We start from the raw sequence: 21,623 nt of genomic DNA, 5'->3' as shown, positions 1-21,623 counted from the left end.
CGATTTTTTGATAGCGGGGTTTGGGTAATTTTCTGATTGTTAGTAGTATAGCCTCTGGCACGTTGTTTGGACCTTTATCTGTGAGACACTGCACAGATGATGGATAAAGAACTTGCCCCTGAAATAGCGAATCGCTCCCGCAATCGAAACTGGATCGTGGGGGTGACGGTCATCGTTGCCTTGACGCTTGTGCTGACCTGGGCTCGCAGTGCCCTCAAAACATCCGTTGAAGCCGAGAAAATCAGGATAGCAACGGCAGAAGTTGGTCCCGTTGAAAACTCGCTCAACGCGACGGGTGAAGTCATACCTGCCTACGAACAGATCTATACGAGTCCCATTCGGGCCAGCATCCGGCGGGTACTGCTCATGCCCGGCACAGCCGTAAAACCCGGTCAGCCGATTCTGGACCTCGACAAATCTCTGACGCAGATCGAACTGGAAAAACTGAACGATCAACTTGCCCTGAAACGTAACGGTATCGACCAGTTGCGAATGAAACTTAATAAAAGTCTCTACGATGCCGAAGTGAACGATCAGATCAAGTTGCTCAACATCAATCGACTACGCGCTGATCTGGATGGTACCCGTCGCTTGCAGAAGGTAGGCGGGAGCACCGGCGAAGATGTGACCCGCGCGGAGAATTCACTACGTGTGGCTGAACTGGAGAAAAAACAACTGGAGAACGACCTTGCCTACAATCGGCAGTCGATGAGTGCCAGTCTGCGCGAAACAACCCTGCAAGCGCAGATTGAGGAGAAAAGTCTGAAGGAGCTGACTTATAAAATCAAACAGGCCGATATTGTCGCCGATCGTCCGGGGGTGCTGACCTGGGTTAACGAGAACATTGGCTCATCGGTGAACGAAGGGGAAATAGTAGCGAAACTGGCCGATCTGCGGAGTTTTCGGGTTGAAGGTTCCTGTTCCGACGTTTATGCCGAACAGGTAAAGTTGGGCTTGCCGGTGATAGTCAAGATCAACGAAACCAATCTGCGCGGGCTGATCACACAAGTGAAACCGGCAGTCAAAAATGGGATCATTCAGTTCGTGATTCAACTGGATAATAATGCCCATGCATCATTGCGCCCAAACATGAAAGCCGACGTATTCGTCATTACGGATCGCGTGGCCAGGGCTGTGCGCGTGGCAAACGGACCAGCGTTTAAGGGGAAACGGAAGCAGTTTATCTATGTGCTGCCCAAAGAGGGGAACGTGGCGCATCGTCGGGAGGTGGAACTGGGCTTGTCGAACTTCGATTTCGTGGAGATCAGGAGTGGGTTGCAGGCGGGTGAGCGCGTCATTACGACTGATCTGAGTCAGTACGAGCACCTGGAGGAAATCACGATTGAACCCAAATCTAATCGCTGATTTATATGAACCGTCTTTATCTTTTTGTCCTCGGCTTATGGGTTAGCGCAGCACAAACGTTCGGCCAAACGCAGGCTATGACGTTGAGCGACGTACTACAACTGGCACAAGCGCAGTCGGTATCGGCCAAACGGGCGAATACCCAGCAGCGCACAAATATCTGGTCGTATCGCTCGTTTCTGGCGCAGTACAAACCACAGCTCAGTCTGGCTGGTACGTTACCCAACTTTACCCGCTCGTACATTCAAGTCGTGCAACCTGACGGCAACATCCAGTTCGAGCCGGTATCGTATAACAACTCAATTCTGAATCTATCGCTGAGCCAGACGATTGCGCCAACGGGAGGGACCATTTCCGTTCAGACGCAGCTCCAGCGATTTGATAATTTTATCCAGAATAACACTCTCTACAATGTCGTTCCGTTTGGCATTGAACTGACACAACCGTTGTTCTGGTTCAACCCCATGCGCTGGGATCGCCGGATTCAACCGCTACTTTATGCCGAGGGAAATCAGCAACTGATCGAAAATCTTGAACAGGTTTCAGTATCGGCTACTACGTTGTATTTCGATCTGCTGGTGGCGCAGGTGAATCTTCAGATTGCCGAAACGAATCGGGTCAACAACGATACGCTCTACAAAATTGCGCTTCATAAACTCGACCTCGGCAAGATTTCGCAGAACGACTTGCTGCAACTCCAATTGAGCGTATTAAATGCCGAAAAAGATCTGGCATCCGCCCAGCAAATGGCGGCTGTGGCATCGCTAAAACTAAAAACGTTTATCGGGTATCGCGACGATGGCACGGGCCAGACGCGCCCACTCGAACTGACCATTCCAAATCAAATTCCGGTATTTGCGGTAGACGTAAAACGGGCGATTGATGAAGCCGGCTCAAATCGGTCGGCTGCGATTGGTTTCCGACGGCGACTACTGGAAGCCAATCGAGATCTGGAAAAAGCACGTAAAAACAACGGCCTGAATGCTACGTTGATAGGCGGTTATGGACTATCCAATCAGGGGGGCAGGTTGGGCGAAGCGTATGTAAGTCCGCAGAATCGTGAGTACGTATCACTACAATTCAGCCTTCCGATTATGACCTGGGGCCGCACAAAAGCGATTGTTGAAACGGCCAAAGCGAATAGCGAACTGACTCAGCAAACTGTAGAACAGGACAAGTTAACGTTTGAACAGGAGATTTTTACGCAAGTGACACTGCTTCAAATGCTGAACCAGCAAGTGACGCTGACGGCCAAGGCTGACCAGATTGCACAGAATCGGTACCAGATTGCGCAGGATCGGTTCAAGTTAAGCGATCTCAGCGTAACGGATTTAGGCATTGCTACCCAGGACAAAGACCGCGCCCGTCGGGATGCAATCCTGGCCCTGCGCGACTACTGGCAGGCGTATTACACGCTTCGCCTACTGACTTTATATGATTTTGAAACGAACCAAAAAATTAAATAGCACGGAGCGTGGAGCAAGGTGCTAGGAGTTATCCAAGCTCCGTGCCCCTTGCTCCACGCCCAGCCCTAAAACCATGATCACACTCCAAAACATCGAAAAAGTGTACCGGACCAGCACCATCGAGACACTGGCGCTCAACAACATCAACCTGGACATCAAGAAAGGTGAATTCGTCTCCATCATGGGACCGTCGGGTTGCGGCAAAAGCACGTTGCTGAACGTAATGGGCTTGCTGGATGAACCATCAAAAGGTACCGTTCAACTGGATGGTCAGCCGGTAACGCAGTACCGCGACAAGGAACTGGCGCGGTTACGTAATCAGAAAATCGGATTCATTTTTCAGAGCTTCCACCTGATCAACGATTTGACGGTGCTCGATAACGTAGAGATTCCCTTGCTCTATCGCTCACAAAATGGTAAACCTCGTCAGGAATATGCGAAGGAAGCACTGACGAAAGTGGGTTTGAGCAACCGCGTGAAGCACTTCCCGAAGCAATTGTCGGGCGGGCAGAAACAGCGGGTGGCCATTGCCCGTGCCATCGTCGGCAATCCCGACATCATTCTGGCCGATGAGCCAACCGGCAACCTCGACAGCGCGATGGGCAACGAAATTATGAATATCCTGCAACAACTCAACGACGACGGCGCTACCATCGTGATGGTCACGCACGATGAACAAATGGCCAAACGCACCCATCGACTCATTCGTCTGTTCGACGGAACGCAGGTATTATAAAGAGTGAAAAGGCGAAAGAGTGAATGAGCGGACAAGCTCGCCAACTATTCTTTCGCTCTTGCACTCATTCACTCTTTCGCTCTTTAAATATGCTACTGAACTATATAAAAATTGCCTGGAAAGTGTTGCTCCGGCATCCGTTCTATACCTTCATTACGCTCTTTGGTATCAGCCTGACGCTGACGGTACTGATGGTGCTGACCTCTTTTTTAGATCACCTTTTAGGGGGGCACTACCCTGAAAATAAGCGCGACCGGTCGCTGTATGTCATGCTGATGGTCCAGAGAGACTCTAGCCTGACCGGAAGGAATTCAGGTCCGATGAGTTTTAAGTTTTTGACGAATTATGCTAAAACACTGGAATCCCCCGAGCGTGTAACCATCTTCTCCGCTTTTAACAGCTCCAACGCCTATGTGGGTTCGCAGAAAATCAAGCTCAATACTAAGTTTACCGATGCCGACTTCTGGCAGGTAATGGATTTTGAATTTCTGGAAGGGAAACCCTACACAGAGCAACATATCAGGAATGGCAGTTACGTCGTGGTCATTACGGATGGATTTAAAAAGCAATATTTTGAAAATACCAATGAACCCGTGGTGGGTAAAGATGTTGAAATAGAAGGCATTCATTATAAGGTAATTGGCGTCGTTAAGGGCAGTCCGGTTACGCGTCCCATTACGTATGCCGACGTCTTTTTTCCGTACACGGCTCCCAAAAGTAATTACCAGCGAAGCGGTTTACGGGGCGGTTTCATGAGTGTTATCCTGGCCAAAGATAAGTCAGATTTAGTAGCAGTTCGTAACGAGTTTCAGGGCCGAATTGACCGAATCCCATTGCCTGGTGTGGAGGATGGATTCAAGTATGCCCAACTGGAAGCGAAAGCAGAACCTTATGCCGAAAATTTTATAGGGCAAATTTTAGACGGAGGTCCTGGCCTGAAGACTATTTTTTTCGGAATCATCGCGTTTGTCCTATTCATGCTTCTGGGTTTGCCCGCGATTAACTTGGTCAACGTGAATGTCAGTCGTATTATGGAACGGGCGTCGGAAATAGGCATACGGAAAGCGTTCGGGGCGCCCGTAAAAACGCTGGTCTGGCAGTTTATCGTTGAGAATATTTTCATTACGTTCCTTGGCGGAGCCATTGCCCTGATCCTGACGCTGATCGTTATTCATCTCATCAACTCGAGCGGCTGGATTGCCTACGCCGACCTGACCATCAATGTGAACGTCTTCTTAATCAGCCTGTTGGTCTGTCTGGTTTTCGGTCTTCTATCGGGTGTATTACCCGCCCTGCGCATGTCGAAACTTAACATTGCCGAAGCGCTTAAATCCTAAATCGGACCGCCGAAGCGGAGCGAAAGAGTGAATGAGTGAAAGCACGAAATGCTAACACGAACTCACTCACTCTTTCGCTCATTCACTCTTTCGCTCTTAATCATGCTACGTCATCTGTTTACATTAATCTGGAACAAAAAGAAGGCCCACTCCTTGCTGATCGTCGAAATCTGGGCTTCATTTATGGTACTCTTCGGTCTGGCAACATTGATCGTTGTCAATCTGAGAAATTACAGGCAGCCTTTGGGTTTCTCGTATGACAACGTCTGGGCGATTAGTCTGAAGAGTAATCAGGATACAACCGACGTAGCAAATAAACTACAACGTATCGTGCAACGACTGAAGGCGTACCGCGAAGTAGAATCCGTTTCCCGGATGAGCAGCAACTTTCCGTTCTCGGCGAATCAGATGAGCAATGGAGTCGAGTACAATAAGAAGAAAGTACACGCTGATATGTACGTAACCGATGGGGATTTTGCCAAAACAGTCGGCATTCCCGTATCTGTAGGGAAATGGTATCGGAATGCAGATAGTGTAGGCAAATACAAGCCGATTGTCATCAACCAGAAGGCCAGGGAAGGTTTATTTGGTGATGAAAATCCGTTAGGAAAAGTGATAAGTGATAAATTTCGGGTCGTTGGCGTAATCGAAAATTTCAAGGCGAAGGGTGAATTTATGGTCAATAAACCTGCTTTATTTGAATTGGTGAAAGCCAGTGAACCCTGGAATGATACGATGTTGATTAAAGTAAGGCCCGGAACCGATGCGGTTTTTGAGGCAAAAATTGTGAAGGATATCGCGTCGATGATGACCGGCTGGAGCGTAGAAGTCGACTACTTGACCGATTCACGAAAAAATCAGCATAACCTTGTTTTAGTACCAGTTATTATTGCCTTGATCGTGTGCAGTTTTCTTTTAATCAACGTAGCATTGGGCCTGTTCGGGGTGCTGAATCTGAGCATTGCCAAACGTCGGGGTGAAATTGGTCTGCGTCGGGCGTTGGGAGCGACCGGAAGCGGGATTACAACCCAGTTCATCGGCGAGATCTGGGTACTTGCTACGTTCGCCATGCTCATCGGCCTGCTGTTTGCCATTCAGTTTCCTTTATTGAACGTCTTCGATGTAGAGTCGGGCATTTACATAACTGCCATCCTAATTGCGGTATTGGTCATCTATGGTATCGTTACCCTTTGTGCCTTATTCCCGAGTCGGCAAGCGTCCCTTATTCAACCCGCGACGGCGCTTCATGAAGAGTAGTCATTTTCAGCCCTATAAAGTTTCAGAGACCTTATAGGTCTATTTTAGCATTCTATGCTTCTCATCATTGACGACGATATTGCTATTCAAACTTCACTTTCTTTACTGTTCAGGAAAGAAGGCTTCATGGTGCGCGTAGCTGACGGGCCGTTCGATACGTTCGAAATTTTGAATGAAGAGACACCAGAGTTGATCCTGCTGGATATGAATTTCTCGGTGGATACGTCCGGCGACGATGGCCTGCGTTTGCTCCGTCGGATTCGGGAGCGGTTGCCGAACGTACCGGTGATTTTGATTACGGGTTGGGGCAGTATCGATCTCGCGGTGGAGGGCATGAAAGCGGGGGGCAAAGATTTTATCACAAAACCCTGGAAGAACGAATACCTCGTGCAGTCGGTGCGTACGGCACTCAATCTGGCGCAGACCGTACCCAGTTCGCCCAATCGCCGGAAACTCGACCAGCAGTTTCGCTTCGATAACATCGTGGGCGAAGACCCGAACCTGCTTGCGATCCTGACGACCATCGGGCGTGTGGCGCCAACGGATGCGCCGGTACTCATTACGGGTGAGAGCGGAACGGGCAAAGAACTCATTGCCGAAGCCATCCACCAGAACAGCCGCCGTCAGCGTCAGCCATTTGTAAAAGTGAACCTGGGTGGCATTTCATCGACGCTGTTTGAAAGTGAGCTGTTTGGGCATGTAAAGGGTGCGTTTACGGATGCGAAGACTGATCGAGTAGGGCGGTTTGAACTGGCTAACAAAGGGTCCATTTTCCTGGACGAGATCGGCGACCTCGATATGACCAGTCAGGTCAAACTGCTACGTGTGTTGCAGGATCGAACCTTCGAACCGTTGGGTAGCAGCAAATCCCGAACGGTTGACGTGCGAATCATCTGTGCGACAAATCGTAATCTGGAAGAGATGGTCAGTAAAGGGCAATTTCGCGAGGATTTGTTTTATCGGATTAATCTCATCACCGTACATCTGCCCGCTTTGCGCGAACGTCCCGGTGACATTCCCCTACTCGTTTCGTACTTTGTCGATAACCTGAAAACGATCTACGGTCGACCGGATCTCAAGGTGAGTCCAACAGCGCAGAAATGGTTGAAAAATCTTCCCTTACCAGGCAACATCCGACAATTGAAAAATGGGGTCGAACGAACCGTTCTTTTATCATCCAACGACGAGTTACAAGTCGATGACTTCGAACGCAACCTCACGCAAATTTCTACCTCCACGCCCCAGGCTCCCCGCGGGAACACCGGTGATGCGGCATTCCGACCATCCTTGCCCCCCGTTGGCACGATGACACTGGAAGAAATGGAATACCAGATGATTCAGCGGGCGATGGCGTTTCATCAAAACCGGGTTACCAAAGTTGCGCGGGCATTGGGTATCACCCGTTTTGCGCTTTACCGGCGATTAGAGAAATTTGGTATTCCGTATTCAACTGAGGAGTGATATAAAGCAGGGAGCCAGGAGCATGGTGCATGGAAAAGCCAAGCCCAATAATCCCTGCACCGCGCTTCCTGCTCCCTGCCCTTATGTACGTCAGTTTTCGCTCCCGCTACTTGCTTTACATGATTGCTGTTCATCTGGCAATTACCGCGCTGCTATTTTTGGTACTTCAGCAAAACAAACCGCTGTTCATTGCCAGTGAACTAGGGCTTTTATTGTCTCTTTACTTCGCTATCAGCATTTACCGGCAATTTCAGCAACCCTCCGAATTTATTGCGTCGGGCATTGAAGCCATTCGTGACAAAGACTTTACCGTCAAATTTGTACCAACCGGCAATCGGGAAGTCGATGAATTAATAACCGTCTATAACCTCATGATTGACCAGCTCCGGCAGGAGCGCACGCGGCAGGTGGAACAACAATTTTTCCTGAACAAACTCATTGATGCTGCCCCCATTGCTATCCTGATTTTTGATTTCGATGATCGAATTGAGTCGGTTAATCCCAGGGCTAGCCAGCTACTTTCTGTGCAGCCCGACGACGTAGTGGGCAAAGAACTGGCTGAAATAGGGTATTCGTTGCTGGCTCAACTCGCCGATATGGGAGATGGTGAGTCGCGGATTATGAAGCCGAACGGCCTGGAAACCTATAAAGTGCTACGTTCATTCTTCATGGATCGTGGTTTCCGGCGATCGTTCCTGATGATTGAAGAACTGACGCCGGAGATTCTGGCTTCCGAGAAAAAAGCCTACAGCAAAGTGATTCGGATGATGGCGCATGAGGTGAACAACTCCATCGGCGCGGTCAACTCGATTCTCGACGTCACGCAGTCGTATGTGGATGAGCCCGATGTGAAACATGCCGTTCGGGTAGCCATCGAACGCAACGATCGTCTGAATCGCTTCATGCGCCGGTTTGCCGACGTAGTGCGCCTGCCTCAGCCCCAAAAGCGGGCTATGGATGTGAGCGCTATGGTACGTAGCGTAATTCGGTTGATGCAGCCGCAGGCCGTTGCCCGCAACGTTTCGTTGATTAGCATTAGCAACGAAGAGAATATTCGCCTGGTGGATGTCGAGCAAATGGAACAGGTACTGGTCAACGTAGTGAAAAACGCCCTCGAAGCTTGTGAACCGGGGCAGCAGGTGGAAGTGATCAGCACTACCCGCTACGTGCTTATACGCGATAATGGCGAACCGATTCCCGAGGTACTGGCAGTCAATCTGTTTAACCCATTCTACAGCACTAAACCCGATGGACAAGGCATTGGCCTGACGCTCACCCGCGAAGTCCTGCTGAATCACCAGTTTTCATTCTCGCTAAAAACCAACGAAACCGGCTGGACTGAATTTCTGATCGAATTTGAGTGAGTCAATCAGGGGACAATGGGGCTCTGGGCAGGCCTAAACTCTCACGTAGTAATGGTAACCATCCAGTTTACACCGAATTGGTCAGTTACCATACCAAATGTATCGCCCCAAAACTGTTTGATGAGGGGCGCCGTTATCTGACCCTTTTCGGCAAGTTTTTCAAAGTATCGTTTTAAACGAATCTCATCGGGGCTTTCCAGTGACAAACCAAACTGCCCGGTGTTTTTGGCGTCAGTGTGATGGGGATTATCACTCGCCAAAAGCACAATGTCGCCACTTAACTTGGCATACATAATTTTTGCCTTCATCTCCGCACTGTTGGCTTTAGGGTCTTTATGAGCGTCGGCAGGGCCATCACCATAAGGAGCCAATATCAATTCTCCCCCAAAAACACCCTTATAAAACTCCATCGCTTCCTGGCAATTGCCGCCAAAGAAAAGATGAGGATTAAGCTTTACGGCTACCTGTGTCATACTGGTTTACTTTACTGGTTATCTGCTATCCGTTCACTTAAGTCATCACAAGTGGCCTTTACGGGGCTGTTCTCCCTGGGCCGCAAGTCGAAATAAGTAGTAGTTAATTACTCAAGTTATTTAACTTAAAGATTGCTTTCTAAACTCAATCCTATTCCACATCAGGTAGATTGCCACGACAAGAATGTAGGAACCCAGCAGAATATATCCATTGCTCACTTTGCCAATGAAGTGCAGCACAACAGGTAATAAAACCGCCTGGGTCCGTACCACTATATCGCCGAATAATTTGGAAAGCAACACCAATAAGCCCACAAATAAAGGAATACCGACATAAAAAAAGGGACAGGTTTTCCGGTTAACATCGTTGTCGGGTCGTTCAGGATGGCATAATGCCAGAAAAACCATATCGTTCCGATTATCAGGGCTTGTTGCCATTTGGTTAAACTCGCTACCGCGTTTTGCAGGTAATGTCGCCAACCAAACTCTTCCCCCAACGTGTAGATGAATTGAGATAAAACAAGGCCTGTCATCCCAACTTTATCGGCCTGATGGCTGAGTAAAACCGGAAGCAGGAGACTCAAAAAAACAATTCCACCAACTACAGCTGGTTTGGTTCCAACCAAAGACAGTTTGAACGTATTAGGAATGCCGAAAAATTCGGTAACAGATCAAGCCAGACAGCGCAGGGCCAAACCCTGTCATAATTTCTTTCACATCAATGTCGAACCAGGTAAGCGCTGGTAAGAATTGATTGACTGCCCATGAAAAAGCAAAAGCCAACAAGGCAAATACGAAAATAGGAAGTACAAGTTGTTTCATAGCAGGTTTAGATCTGGCTATTTGCTTTAATGTGTTGGTTGACATTATGGAAATGGAGCATCAGCTCTGTCTCCAGAAATACGTATTATACGTATGCGGGATTGACCGCCTAATATAGCATAATGCACAAAAAGACAGAACGACATTTCCTAGAATATGAGTTAGTTACAGGTAAAAAAATGTGAGAAGCGTGAAGTTATGATTAACCAAAACGTTTAAATGAATTGATTCGCTACTAGGTGATGGTACGTTCATGCTGGCGAATCAGTTGTACCGAACGAAACCATACGCCCAACTTTAAGAACCCGCCTTTACGCTAACCGTTGAGTTATCCGGTCGTCCTTCCCACCGATAAAGCCAGGTCGACAACCAGCGAAATAAGCTTGTTGTGCCGAGATAAACATACATCAGAAACAACAATTTGAAAAATCCCCGACGGAACGTGTAGGGAACGTTGGCACCATCAATGTGCTGAATAAATAAGCCAAATAGAATATAGACGGCAGCTATCCAGATAAGCAGGCTCAGTCCATGTTTGTCGCGAAAACTAATGACATTGAGCACGGTCAGGAACAGGAAGATAGGTACGGCATAGTTCCAGTAATCGGCGTCGAAAACTACCTGTGCGTTCATACTCTTATAAATCTGAAGGAGATGAGGAACGTAACCTTCCGTAATGCCATGTATTGATCCTAATGACGCGTGAGGAGGTAGCGGTACGTAGCCACGTAGAAAGCTGTAGTTCCAGAAAAGAACCGGAAGAAGGCACGCTAAAAAAAGGCCGACTGACCGCTTGATTGCGGTTGCCGGTGATGATCGAATCGTTTTGGCAAACACCAACAGTGAACCAATGGGTACGAAGAAAATGGTTTCGGTACGGGTCCAGCAAGCCATAGCGAACAACAACGCACTGCCTGTCAGGTACCCACGCTGTGCCGACTCAAGGTAGCGTTCCAGCAAGATAACGCCAGCCGCAAAAAAGGCAGCATTCGCCCAGTCCGTCTGGACCAGCAAGGTATAAGCAAATAATTCGGGTGCACAGGCCAGCAGGGTTACTAAAATCCCCGCCAGGAGCGGATGGATTCGTTCGCGTAATTCACCGTAAAAAAATAAGCCAAAGGCCACCACCAGAACGGTAAGCCACACTTTTCCGAACGCAAACGGGCCATGACCCTCTGCGGCCAATAGATAAATGACCTGCTGCATGGCCGTGAATGGTGCGTAGAACGGTTGGTTACTGAAAACCGAGACAGAAGACAAATGCTCGGTAAATACCGACGAGACAAGGGTATGCTCCTTAACCGCAAACGTAGCAACCAGATCTGGCCCAACGATGGTATCGAACGGCTGGTTTGGAAACCAGGCACATTTCCAGGCGCTGATGAACAACAGGTACGCCCAGAATGCCAGGAAGGGCAGTTCGCACAGACGAACCGAAAGCCGACTCCAGGCAGCTATTTCGCGTAGATAAATCAACTGACCACGTAGCAGTAACAGCGACAAAAGTGCCACAAGTCCCAGACCAAAAAATACAGACTTTGGCGCAATAGGCAGGTGTACAAACTGCACGATGAAGGGCAGTACAGAACTGACTCCCATGCCCGCTAGCATGGATAACCCTGCTAAGCTAAACCCATTGGTGGCAACACGCAAACGGGTAACCACGCCAAAGCCAATCAGAAACTGAGCGACAATGACAAGCGTAATTGACAGGCTCATGGCTTTGATTGGGTGTAGTAGGCCCGAGCCTGTTTGGGCGTGTACGCAAAAAAGTGAGGGTCGTATTTTCTGAATTCGCCAAGAACCAGCGGCCGGTTATGCTCTTTGAAGGTCAGTAAGAAAATCTTGTTCTCGTAGACCCAGAACGTATGCGTCGCCCGTTGCAGCAGCGAATCCGGAGCCGTCATATCCAGCAAATGAACCGCTTTGCCCAAATGGTAATACAAAACGCTCGGATATAACCAGGCATACCCCGTCGATTTGCCTTGCTGATACGCATTTCGAATCAGGTATTGTTGTGGAGGAACCAGAAAGTAATCGTCTGGTTGACAGCGTTGCCGGATTAGCTCGGTGTATATATAAGCGTCGCCATATCCTTCCCGTTTTCGGGTAGCCACATCCGTTTGCTTACCTAATTTTTGTCGTTGGTTATAGAATCGGTCAATAGTGGTGCTGAGCCATTTACCGTTCCTTGGTAGGCTAAGAATAGCGAAAAGGGTAAGGCTACCCGCCATCAGATAAATTATCTGCGTGAACCAGAATTGCCGGGCGTTGGTCGAAATACGCGCTTTATAAAGCGGAGTCGCCGAAGGTTTACGCATGTTAATAATTGCCTGAGTCGCCTGTTTGATTGGTTTTTTGGACAACTTTCTTGAACGAATATAGATATCAAATAGGGATTTAGAGTTTTAATGAATAAAGCGTCTACTGCTGCTTAGGCTTATAAAAAAGCCTCCACTAGTAAACTAATGATGAGTTTACCAGTGGACGTCAGGCAAATTGAAGATTCCTGCTACGTGCTTTTATGGTTCAATCGTAAGACCAGCCTGATCGGCAATGATTCCTTTGAGGCCCCAACCTCCGAAGTCTTCTGAGATAGCCATCCAGAGTTCGTTTTTGCCCTTCTTTAAGTCCAGATAAACCTCGTCGAAATAACCGATGGTCCCCAGAAATCGGTAGTCGCGGGACAGAAAAACATCCTCTCCGCTATACAGCAATCGACCGTTACAATAGACCTTGACCCGGTCGCTGAAGCCAAACTGGAATTTCCTGATCTGCGGCTTATCCGACAGGATGGTCACCTTCGCAAAAACCGCGTTGGCCGCTTCGCTTAATTTCCTGATTCTGGATAAGTTGATAAGGCCAGACGGTTCGGCTGGAAGTGCCTGCCATGTTAAACGGCTTGCCAGATCCTGCGGAATGGAGTAGTCAGCTTGGAGTTGCTTCTCGTTGAACGTAGTAGAAATCTGCCAGCTCATAATGGTGCCGGGTTGGGCGGACGCTTCGGGCTTGAACGTCCCTACCATTGTCGGGTTGTCCGATTTGGTGTACTGGAAGTTGGCAAACCGGGCGATGGCGGGAGCTGGTGCGCCGTTGTCTAACATTATTCGGCCGGGTTTGACTTCCCGTTTTAGATGGTGAATCACCAGCGCAGGCTTACGCTGATCGCCTACATACACCTCTGCCTGCGAACACCGAACCACCAGTTTAATATGAATCCACTCATCTAAGGAATACGTTACGGTGGCCGAATAGCCATCGCCGTGGTAAAGTTGCCAGGATTCCTGACTGTTAAAAACCGGCATGTATTGCATCGCATCGGGATTGTTCATCCGGTGCGGCCGTAAATAGACGTCTTCATAATTGTTGTTGTCCTGCATTCTGAAACCAAATCCAGGAAAATAGCGGGTATTCGTAAGCGTCATGTCAAATTCAATTATGCCATTGGTAAACGTACTGTCTTTCAGAACTATCTTCCCGTCTGTCAGGCGAATGCCGTCTTTTCCCTGAAATGTTTCTTTCGTCATTTTACCCGCAATTGCCCAATGGGATTCATCGAAAGGAACAGTCGTTTGAGCGAGGGTGTAGTGGCTGGCGAATACTAAGATGAGCAATAGAGCTTTCATGGGTTGTTTCAGTACATTTGGTAGAATGAACGGGAACAAACCTGCGAACTTTCGGGAAATCGAGCCATTCAATGTTGTTCAACTTGCGTTCAAATTTATACAAACGGGTAACTGACTGATAGAGAGACGAAATGATAACCCAGCAGGAAGATCGGGAGCTTATCCGCTGTCGTCGACTGATCGAAGAGAAGGTGGGATGGGGACGTAGTGACAGTTGGGCAACGCAGGATTTTGAGCGGCTTAGCGAACGTATTGCCGAGCAAACAGGCGTGTCACTAAGTGTTACGACACTCAAGCGGGTGTGGGGGCGGGTGAAGTACGAATCCGCACCTACTGCTACGACACTGACTACGTTGGTCCAGTTTGTGGGATACGAAAACTGGCCGCACTTTAAACGCCTGTCGCAGCCAGAACCAACAGCGAAAGAGTCGGCTTCTGATATTGCTGATCCCCTTACATCGGAGCCGGTTCGTTCAGAACATCGATCTACTTTAAAGCGCTGGTGGCTTGGGGCGGGACTACTTGTTGGGCTAGCCGGTGTGTCGGTGTTTTTTCTGAATTACGTCAAACGCGCCCCACTTTCGCCCGAAGATTTTTCCTTTAGCAGTCAATACGTCACGAACAGCATTCCAAATTCGGTTGTGTTTCATTACGACGCCACCGCTTCGCCAACCGATTCGGTGTTTATTCAGCAGTCGTGGGACCCGCGCCGACGCCAGGCCGTGCCCAAGAATGGTCATGAGCACACTTCGATCTACTACCATCCCGGCTATTTCCGGGCGAAGCTGGTGGTGGGCGATCAAATCATTCGGGAACATGATCTCCTGATTCCGTCGGACGGCTGGCACGTAGCGATTATGCAGGAACCCGTCCCCGTTTATGTCATGCCAAACGAGGTTATTCGCAACGGCGTCCTGAGCTTGCCGGTAGCGACGATTCAGCAGCATAACATTCCTATGCAGCCCCAACCGCCGACGGTTCGCTATCGCTACGTTCGGGAATTCAAGAACCTTCGAGATGATAATTTCACGCTGAAAACACGGCTGAAAAGCGATGTCAAACAGGGTTCCTCCGTTTGTCAGAACGTTACAATTACCATTCTTTGCAAGAATGAGATTTTCTCTATTCCACTGTCGGCGAAAGGATGCATCGGAAATCTGCAGCTCTACCTGGCGGGGCATTCTGCTGAAGCTAAAACGATGGATTTGTCGGCCTTTGGCACGGATTTATCGAAGTGGACAGACCTACGTTGTGACGTTCGAAATGGGCATGCCCAACTTTTTGTCGATGGTAAAAAAGCCTATGAAACCCGCATTCCTACGGCCACCCAAGATATTATTGGTATTAGTTATGACTTCGAAGGAACTGGGTCGGTGGATTTCGTTCGTTTTTTGCAACCTGATGGAACCGTTGCTTTCGAGGATAAATTTGACTCGTCTACAAAGAATACAAGCCATTTTCTGCCTGCTAAAATTAAGACTGAGTAGAATCTATTTTTATTTTATAAGTCATTATTGTTCAGGCAATTAACTAAAGAATTTTTTGAACTAAGCATTGTTGTCGGGCGTTATTAATATATACTCAACGTCTGATTAATGCCTGATTTCAAACCGTCTCTCATTCTCTACACCGCCGATGCTCTTAATGATCGGGGAGAAGCCGTACTGGCGCAGTTCCCCGATGCAGAACGACTTGAAGTGAAACAGCACAATCGCCTGCCGGAATTGGGCATGAATCATTTCAAGGTTAAATCCGATGTGCTCGTACTGGGTAAACTGAAAACGCGGGATGTAAAATGGAGTGGACGGAGTGCGGATTATATCGCACCAAGTTTAGCTAACGGATGCTTTGGCGGCTGCACCTACTGCTACGTTGATCGGCACAAGAATGTTAATCCGATTACGCTGTTTACGAACGTTGAGGAAAACATGGCAACCATCGATCAGCACGTTCAGGCATTGTCGTGGCCTAAGCCCACTAATCAAACCGATGCTACATACTGGACATACGACATCGGCTGTAATTCCGATATTTCGATTGACTATAATCTGACGGAGGGCATTCAGCAGGTGTTCGAATTTTACTGCGATCATCCCAGGGCTAAAGCTACGTTTGCAACTAAATTTGTCAACCGTGACCTGCTCGATTTTGACCCCAAACGAAAAGTGCGCATTCGATTTAGTCTAATGCCCAGCCATGTTAGTAAACTGGTGGATGTACGCACCGACAGTATTGAGAAACGCATTGCCGCTATTAATGACTTCTATGACGCAGGCTATGAGGTGCACGTCAATTTTTCGCCGGTTATCGTGTATAGCGGTCCCGATGGCGACCGAAAAGCCTGGCGCAACGACTATCGTGAGTTATTTCGCCAGCTGGATACGGCTTTACGGCCTGAAGTCCGGGCACAACTCAAAGCTGAAGTGATTTTTCTGACGCACAACCAATGGCAGCACCAGGCGAATCTGGCTATAAATCCAAAAGCCGAGGAATTGCTGTGGGTGCCCGAGTTGCAGGAGAGCAAAGTCAGCCAGTTTGGGGGATGGAATATTCGCTACGCTCATCAGTTAAAAAGCAAGATGGTTGAGGTATTCAAAGGCCTGGTACAGGAGGAGATTCCCTGGTGTGAGATTCGCTATATTTTCTGATCATCTCTCCCGTTAACGGCTCACAATAGGACATTTTAGCTTCAATATTAATAGAGTTTTTCAACAACAAACGGTAAGCTGTCTGGTTACAACAAAATAAGTGATCAGGCAGATGCGTATGTCAACTCAGCGAAGCGAACAACGGAGTAGTCTTTACTACGTCGCCCTATTTTTAGGACTTTCTCTACTTTTGTGTACGCAGTCCTGCAAGAAAGAAAATGAGGTTGATCCGGGGTTTGGCCCTAATGGCGAGCCACGTATTCTGGCCGTGCGTATTCCTGACATTCCAGACCAGAATATCCAGATCAATCAGGATACCAAACAAATAACGGTAACCATCCCGACAAGCTATTCTGCCAGTTTTCTCAAGCCAACGCTCACGTTAACACCCAGTACGACGGTGGCTTATGGTAACGATTATATACTTGACATTTTTGCGGTTGCCAGTAACTTTCCGTTGCTAATTAGCACTACCAACAACAAAACCAATACGTATACAATGGTTTTGAAACCCGCTGGCGATCTGAGATTTGGTACGTTATCAGGACCTCAGGCCTATTCAGTTGGCAATCAGACTAACTATATATGTCTGCCTGTGTACAATTACGTCGACGGATCTGGCTACCAAAACAATACGTTAACGCTTATCAATAAGGTATCTGGCGAACGCGTTCAGCCAAGTGTTGTGGTGTTTGGACGCGAATCGATTTGCAATCGTACGTCTACAACAGATGGCGCTACGATCGTGTCGATTTACCTGAATGGTTATGAAACCTACTACAAGCCCGGCGACTATACGGTTGAGTTAGCTAAGCCAAATGGACGAACGGCTACCCTGGCTCAAACCATTCAGTTGCTCAAAGGAACGACCCAGGCAAATTTTAACGCCAATTATACGTTCCAGCTCAACTCGGGTGATTATCTTTTGTATGGGTCGAATTTCTATAAGGACGATAAATTGAGTGTTCGAATTCAGGGGCGTAATCAGCCAGCACTGACGTTGGATGCGCTGGGTTTCGTTGATAAACAGCCGGGTATTCGGCTGCCAACGGCGATCAATCTTACACCCGGTTATTATTATGCCCAGTTACTTGTCAATGGCATAGCTACCCCATCGACCGGGCGCATAACGATCAGCGATCAGGCTCGACCGCTGATTATTGAAGCGTTGTCGTTGCCCGGACAAGCGACACTTAAAAATCTATTGGGGGATTCCTATTCGTTCGATACACCTATTGTGCTAACCAGAGGAGTAGCGTACAGCCTCAATGCAAATTATTATTTATTTACGCAGAACGACAGTAAGGCAATCAAACAGTTACGGCTTACGGGTTTAGACGATCCGGCGCAAGTATATACGATCATGTTTGGTAGCAACCCACCGACGGGCGTTGAACAAATTACGTTCCCCGGAACATTGCCAGCCGGGCGTTACCAGTTAACCATACAGGTAGTACGTGGAGATGGTACGGTTATCGACGGGATTCCGCTTGAACGCGATGTAGTGATTCAATAAACAACAGTGAATCAGTACGTTTGCTAAGCGATTGTGGTGCAACCAGGAATATTGCAGGCTTTGGGGTTATCAACAATGCAGAATTGTCGAGCTTGATCTAAACCTCGCAAGTGGCCGCTATTTCTATCAGGGGCTATAAATCTACTGTTTTCAGCCTTGTTCTGATAGCCGTATTATTGAAACTATCGCCTAATAAATTACAAAGGCGCTATAATGGTCAGTGTAAAACAGGGGACGAACGCTAGCTTCGGCGTATATTTGCCTGTGTGAACTGTAACGTGTTGAACAACTGCCCCGCACCTGCTTCAGATGACTCAAGGATGTCAATCTCAAGCAAAGTAAGCTAAGTGTCTGGTGCAGAGATATTTCATCACATGTAACAAACTGAATTATGACTAAAGTCGAACAAGTGCAGAGGATTAAAGCTAAAATAAGAGAGATTGAAACCCTCTCTGATAGACCTTTTTTGGTGGACGGGTGCCTGGATGAACTCCTGATCCTGGTTGATGAACTTGCACAAATGACGCCCGAAGATCAACTTACTGAAGGCGATTCCCCTGTACCAGAGAAAAGCACGTATGAAGGTGCCTGGCAAAGTCTGGTAAATACCAAAAATAAGGAAGGCGCTTCCTTTGATGCTTCTTATAAAGAAACCCGGCGGTATAATGCGTCCAGAAAGACGCAGGAGAAATGTGATCAGGCATTCGCAACGCTCATGAAGCAGATTCGGCTGGATACCAGTATGATACGAAATGCCTAATCCATTGTTGTAAATAAGAAGTCCTGCACTGTTCATTGAAATAGGTCAGGGGATATAAAGCAAGATCGTGCTGTTTCTGCCTACTATACAGAGACAGCACGATCTTGCTATTTAGAGAACTCTGACTTGGGCTAATTTTAGTAATCCTGCCAGATCGCCGGCCGATATAATTCAGATTAGTTAATGAGCATGTTGCTTAACGTATTCGTCCATTGAAAATTTCCCTGAGCCGAGTACGATAAAAACCATTAACAGAATCAGTACGATAAGTGACAGCCAAAGTTCCGCATTCAGCGGTGAGAAGCCCTGACGAATGTTAACAAAGAAAACAGCGGCTACCAGAATGGGCAGTTGAAGAATAGCCATCAGACGCGTCAGACAGCCAAGAGCGATGAGCAAGCCGCCTACTAAGTGAGCAAAGGCTACGTAGTGAACGGCCATTACGGGAAAAAGCTGAAAATGCAGTCCGCCCATCAGACGCATCAGATAGGCCGTGTCACTGATAAAACTGACACCTTTCAATACCAGAATAATACCCAGCACAATTCGCAGCGCATCTGTCCAGGCAGGGTGATGCGTATCACCCCAGTTTTCAACACGATGTAACAGGTTCATACCTATAGGTGTTTAGAGAATACTGTCGAATATAGCAGTATGATCTGTTAAAAGCAAGCTGATTGTCAGATAGTTATTTGGCGTTTTTAGTGTGTTGGAATACTAAAAAGTCGGCTCGTTAAAGCCGACTTTTAGTGCGTTCTTTTGGCGCTCTCTATTGCTTAAACTTCCTCCAGCGGACCAACGTGTATGGGGGTTAAATTCGCCATTTCATCGGGTTCAAATAGGCGGGATCTAATTAGAAACCGAACCCCCATCGGAATTTCGAGCGAGAAACTGGCTCCGCGTCCAGGCGTTACGTCAACTGTCAGATGGGTGTATTGCCAGTACTCAAACTGATCGCCTGACATCCAGAAGTCGCACCTCTCAATCTGGCCCAGCAATACATCCGACGAGCCAATAATGAAATCACCGGCTTCGTAACACATCGGCGAGGAACCGTCGCAGCAGCCTCCACTTTGATGAAACATCAACGGGCCGTGCTCATCGCGGATTTTATTCAATACGTCGGCTGCGGCCGGAGTGATGTCTACGCGATTCATAGTGATTGGAATTTTGAATGAGTGAAAGAATGAATGAGCGAAAACTGGATGCGCCAGCTAGTCGCTCATTCATTCTTTCGCTCATTCACTCATTAATCAAAAGAAACCTAATTTGTTTTTGCTGTACGAGATCAGGAGGTTTTTGACCTGGCGATAGTGGTTCAGCATCATCAGGTGATTTTCACGCCCGAAGCCCGATTTCTTGTAGCCACCAAACGGCGCGTGAGCTGGGTAGTCGTGGTAGCAGTTCACCCACACACGACCCGCCTGAATCTGCCGTGGAATCGTGTACAGTTCATGCGCATCGCGTGACCAGAAGCCCGCACCCAGTCCATACAACGTATCATTGGCAATGGCGACTGCTTCGGCGGCATCTTTGAACGTAGTAACCGATAGGACAGGTCCGAAGATTTCCTCCTGAAAGATCCGCATTTTATTGTGCCCTTTGAAGATCGTTGGCTGAATGTAATAGCCGCCTTCTACACTGTCGGCCGGACCACCACCGGTTAATACTTCAGCGCCTTCTTTTTTGCCAATGTCGATGTACGAAAGAATTTTTTCGTACTGATCGTTGCTGGCCTGAGCACCCATCATCGTTTCCGGATCGAGCGGGTGACCGAGTTTAATGGCTTTAGTGCGCTGAATCACCCGTTCAATAAACTTGTCGTAAATGTCTTCCTGAACGAGCAAACGCGATGGACAGGTACAGATTTCGCCCTGATTGAGCGCAAACATCACGGCACCTTCTACGCATTTATCGAAAAACTCATCGTCATGATCAGCGATGGATTTCATGAAAATGTTCGGTGATTTTCCGCCCAGTTCCATCGTCACCGGAATAAGATTCTCCGAAGCGTACTGCATAATGAGACGCCCGGTTGTCGTTTCGCCCGTAAACGCTACCTTATTGACGCGCTTATGCTGCGCCAGTGGCTTTCCAGCTTCCGGCCCGAATCCCTGAATGATATTGACCACACCAGGAGGCACAATACCTTCCAGCAACTCGAACAGAACGGCGATAGACGTTGGCGTTTGCTCGGCGGGCTTGATCACAACGCAACAACCAGCAGCTAAAGCCGGAGCCAGTTTCCAGGTTGCCATCAGCAGTGGGAAGTTCCAGGGGATGATCTGGCCAACGACACCGATTGGCTCTTTAATAATCAACGACAACGTATCGGCATTGAGTTCGGTGGCTGAACCTTCTTCCGCCCGGATAACACCCGCAAAATAGCGGAAGTGATCGACGACGAGTGGCATATCGGCCGCCATTGTTTCACGTAGTGCCTTGCCATTCTCGACCGTTTCGACACGGGCCAGAAACTCCAGATTTTGCTCTATCACGTCGGCGATCTGCAGCAGTACTTTACTACGTTCCGTAGCGGATGTTTTACCCCAGGTTTCAAAGGCTTTTTGGGCTGCGTCAACAGCCAAATCAACATCGGCCGCTTTCGAGCGGGGCATTTTGGCAATTAAACTGCCATCTACCGGCGATTGGTTATCAAAATATTCTCCTCCAACAGGTGGTACCCATTTACCTCCGATATAATTCTCATACTGAGTTTTGAACATTGGCCGGGGCGCAATTTTGCTCGTTGCTTCTGCAGTTTGCATTTTCGAAATAGGTTTATATGAGTT

The 21,623-nt window shown here is 48.1% G+C and carries 20 protein-coding genes; 11 read left to right on the top strand and 9 right to left on the bottom strand.

Going from position 1 to position 21,623, the window contains the following annotated elements; translation table 11 throughout:
• Positions 1-99: 99 nt before the first annotated feature.
• The 7 genes from BM202_RS02985 (at position 100) to BM202_RS02955 (ending at position 8,986) form a co-directional block, all read left to right on the top strand.
• Positions 100-1,365 (top strand): efflux RND transporter periplasmic adaptor subunit, encoded by a 1,266-nt coding sequence (locus tag BM202_RS02985; RefSeq protein WP_093822964.1) that lies wholly within the window; start codon positions 100-102, stop codon positions 1,363-1,365.
• Positions 1,366-1,370: 5 nt separating this feature from the next.
• A complete protein-coding gene (locus tag BM202_RS02980) occupies positions 1,371-2,831 on the top strand; it encodes a TolC family protein (protein WP_093822963.1) in 1,461 nt (486 codons plus the stop codon).
• Between the two features lie 73 nt (positions 2,832-2,904).
• On the top strand, positions 2,905-3,567 hold the full coding sequence (locus BM202_RS02975; RefSeq protein ID WP_093822962.1) for an ABC transporter ATP-binding protein: 663 nt from the start codon (positions 2,905-2,907) through the stop codon (positions 3,565-3,567).
• 89 nt (positions 3,568-3,656) lie between these two features.
• The gene (locus BM202_RS02970) at positions 3,657-4,904 is read left to right on the top strand and encodes an ABC transporter permease (protein WP_093822961.1); all 1,248 of its coding nucleotides are present in this window, start codon (positions 3,657-3,659) and stop codon (positions 4,902-4,904) included.
• A gap of 102 nt (positions 4,905-5,006) precedes the next feature.
• Positions 5,007-6,161 (top strand): ABC transporter permease, encoded by a 1,155-nt coding sequence (locus BM202_RS02965; RefSeq protein ID WP_093822960.1) that lies wholly within the window; start codon positions 5,007-5,009, stop codon positions 6,159-6,161.
• Between the two features lie 54 nt (positions 6,162-6,215).
• Entirely contained in the window at positions 6,216-7,622 is a 1,407-nt protein-coding gene (locus BM202_RS02960; protein ID WP_093822959.1) for a sigma-54-dependent transcriptional regulator, read from the top strand.
• Between the two features lie 83 nt (positions 7,623-7,705).
• Entirely contained in the window at positions 7,706-8,986 is a 1,281-nt protein-coding gene (locus BM202_RS02955) for a sensor histidine kinase (RefSeq protein ID WP_093822958.1), read from the top strand.
• Positions 8,987-9,027: 41 nt separating this feature from the next.
• On the opposite strand, the gene BM202_RS02950 is transcribed toward BM202_RS02955, so the two are convergent.
• The 6 genes from BM202_RS02950 to BM202_RS02925 form a co-directional block, all read right to left on the bottom strand.
• A complete protein-coding gene (locus tag BM202_RS02950) occupies positions 9,028-9,459 on the bottom strand; it encodes a VOC family protein (RefSeq protein ID WP_093822957.1) in 432 nt (143 codons plus the stop codon).
• A 272-nt stretch (positions 9,460-9,731) separates the two neighbouring features.
• A complete protein-coding gene (locus BM202_RS39005; protein ID WP_394333776.1) occupies positions 9,732-9,992 on the bottom strand; it encodes a CPBP family glutamic-type intramembrane protease in 261 nt (86 codons plus the stop codon).
• A 109-nt stretch (positions 9,993-10,101) separates the two neighbouring features.
• On the bottom strand, positions 10,102-10,281 hold the full coding sequence (locus tag BM202_RS02940) for a hypothetical protein (protein WP_093822955.1): 180 nt from the start codon (positions 10,279-10,281) through the stop codon (positions 10,102-10,104).
• Between the two features lie 297 nt (positions 10,282-10,578).
• Positions 10,579-12,000, bottom strand: a complete 1,422-nt coding sequence (locus BM202_RS02935) for a hypothetical protein (protein WP_093822954.1) — start codon at positions 11,998-12,000, stop codon at positions 10,579-10,581.
• Positions 11,997-12,602, bottom strand: coding sequence for a hypothetical protein (locus BM202_RS02930; RefSeq protein ID WP_093822953.1), 606 nt, complete (start codon positions 12,600-12,602; stop codon positions 11,997-11,999). Before BM202_RS02930 ends, BM202_RS02935 begins: the two co-directional genes overlap by 4 nt.
• A gap of 201 nt (positions 12,603-12,803) precedes the next feature.
• On the bottom strand, positions 12,804-13,907 hold the full coding sequence (locus BM202_RS02925; RefSeq protein ID WP_093822952.1) for a LamG domain-containing protein: 1,104 nt from the start codon (positions 13,905-13,907) through the stop codon (positions 12,804-12,806).
• 131 nt (positions 13,908-14,038) lie between these two features.
• Here BM202_RS02925 and BM202_RS02920 point away from each other — a divergent pair, with 131 nt between their 5' ends.
• The 4 genes from BM202_RS02920 to BM202_RS02905 all read left to right on the top strand — a co-directional run bounded on the left by BM202_RS02920 (position 14,039) and on the right by BM202_RS02905 (position 18,831).
• Positions 14,039-15,394 (top strand): hypothetical protein, encoded by a 1,356-nt coding sequence (locus tag BM202_RS02920; RefSeq protein ID WP_093822951.1) that lies wholly within the window; start codon positions 14,039-14,041, stop codon positions 15,392-15,394.
• 108 nt (positions 15,395-15,502) lie between these two features.
• Entirely contained in the window at positions 15,503-16,555 is a 1,053-nt protein-coding gene (locus BM202_RS02915; RefSeq protein WP_093822950.1) for a spore photoproduct lyase family protein, read from the top strand.
• 118 nt (positions 16,556-16,673) lie between these two features.
• Positions 16,674-18,071: a hypothetical protein gene (locus tag BM202_RS02910; RefSeq protein WP_143100621.1), complete on the top strand. Its 1,398-nt coding sequence runs from the start codon at positions 16,674-16,676 to the stop codon at positions 18,069-18,071.
• A gap of 391 nt (positions 18,072-18,462) precedes the next feature.
• Entirely contained in the window at positions 18,463-18,831 is a 369-nt protein-coding gene (locus tag BM202_RS02905) for a hypothetical protein (protein WP_093822948.1), read from the top strand.
• A gap of 180 nt (positions 18,832-19,011) precedes the next feature.
• On the opposite strand, the gene BM202_RS02900 is transcribed toward BM202_RS02905, so the two are convergent.
• The 3 genes from BM202_RS02900 to BM202_RS02890 form a co-directional block, all read right to left on the bottom strand.
• Positions 19,012-19,446, bottom strand: coding sequence for a DoxX family protein (locus BM202_RS02900; RefSeq protein ID WP_093822947.1), 435 nt, complete (start codon positions 19,444-19,446; stop codon positions 19,012-19,014).
• A 161-nt stretch (positions 19,447-19,607) separates the two neighbouring features.
• Positions 19,608-19,988, bottom strand: a complete 381-nt coding sequence (locus BM202_RS02895) for a DUF779 domain-containing protein (protein WP_093822946.1) — start codon at positions 19,986-19,988, stop codon at positions 19,608-19,610.
• Positions 19,989-20,084: 96 nt separating this feature from the next.
• Positions 20,085-21,599: an aldehyde dehydrogenase family protein gene (locus BM202_RS02890; protein ID WP_093822945.1), complete on the bottom strand. Its 1,515-nt coding sequence runs from the start codon at positions 21,597-21,599 to the stop codon at positions 20,085-20,087.
• Between the last annotated feature and the right edge of the window lie 24 nt (positions 21,600-21,623).

Source organism: Spirosoma endophyticum, from assembly GCF_900112365.1.
GTDB classification, from domain to species: Bacteria; Bacteroidota; Bacteroidia; order Cytophagales; family Spirosomataceae; genus Spirosoma; species Spirosoma endophyticum.
Note: the sequence above shows the minus strand (reverse complement) of the source record. Positions and strands in the feature narration are given on the sequence as shown.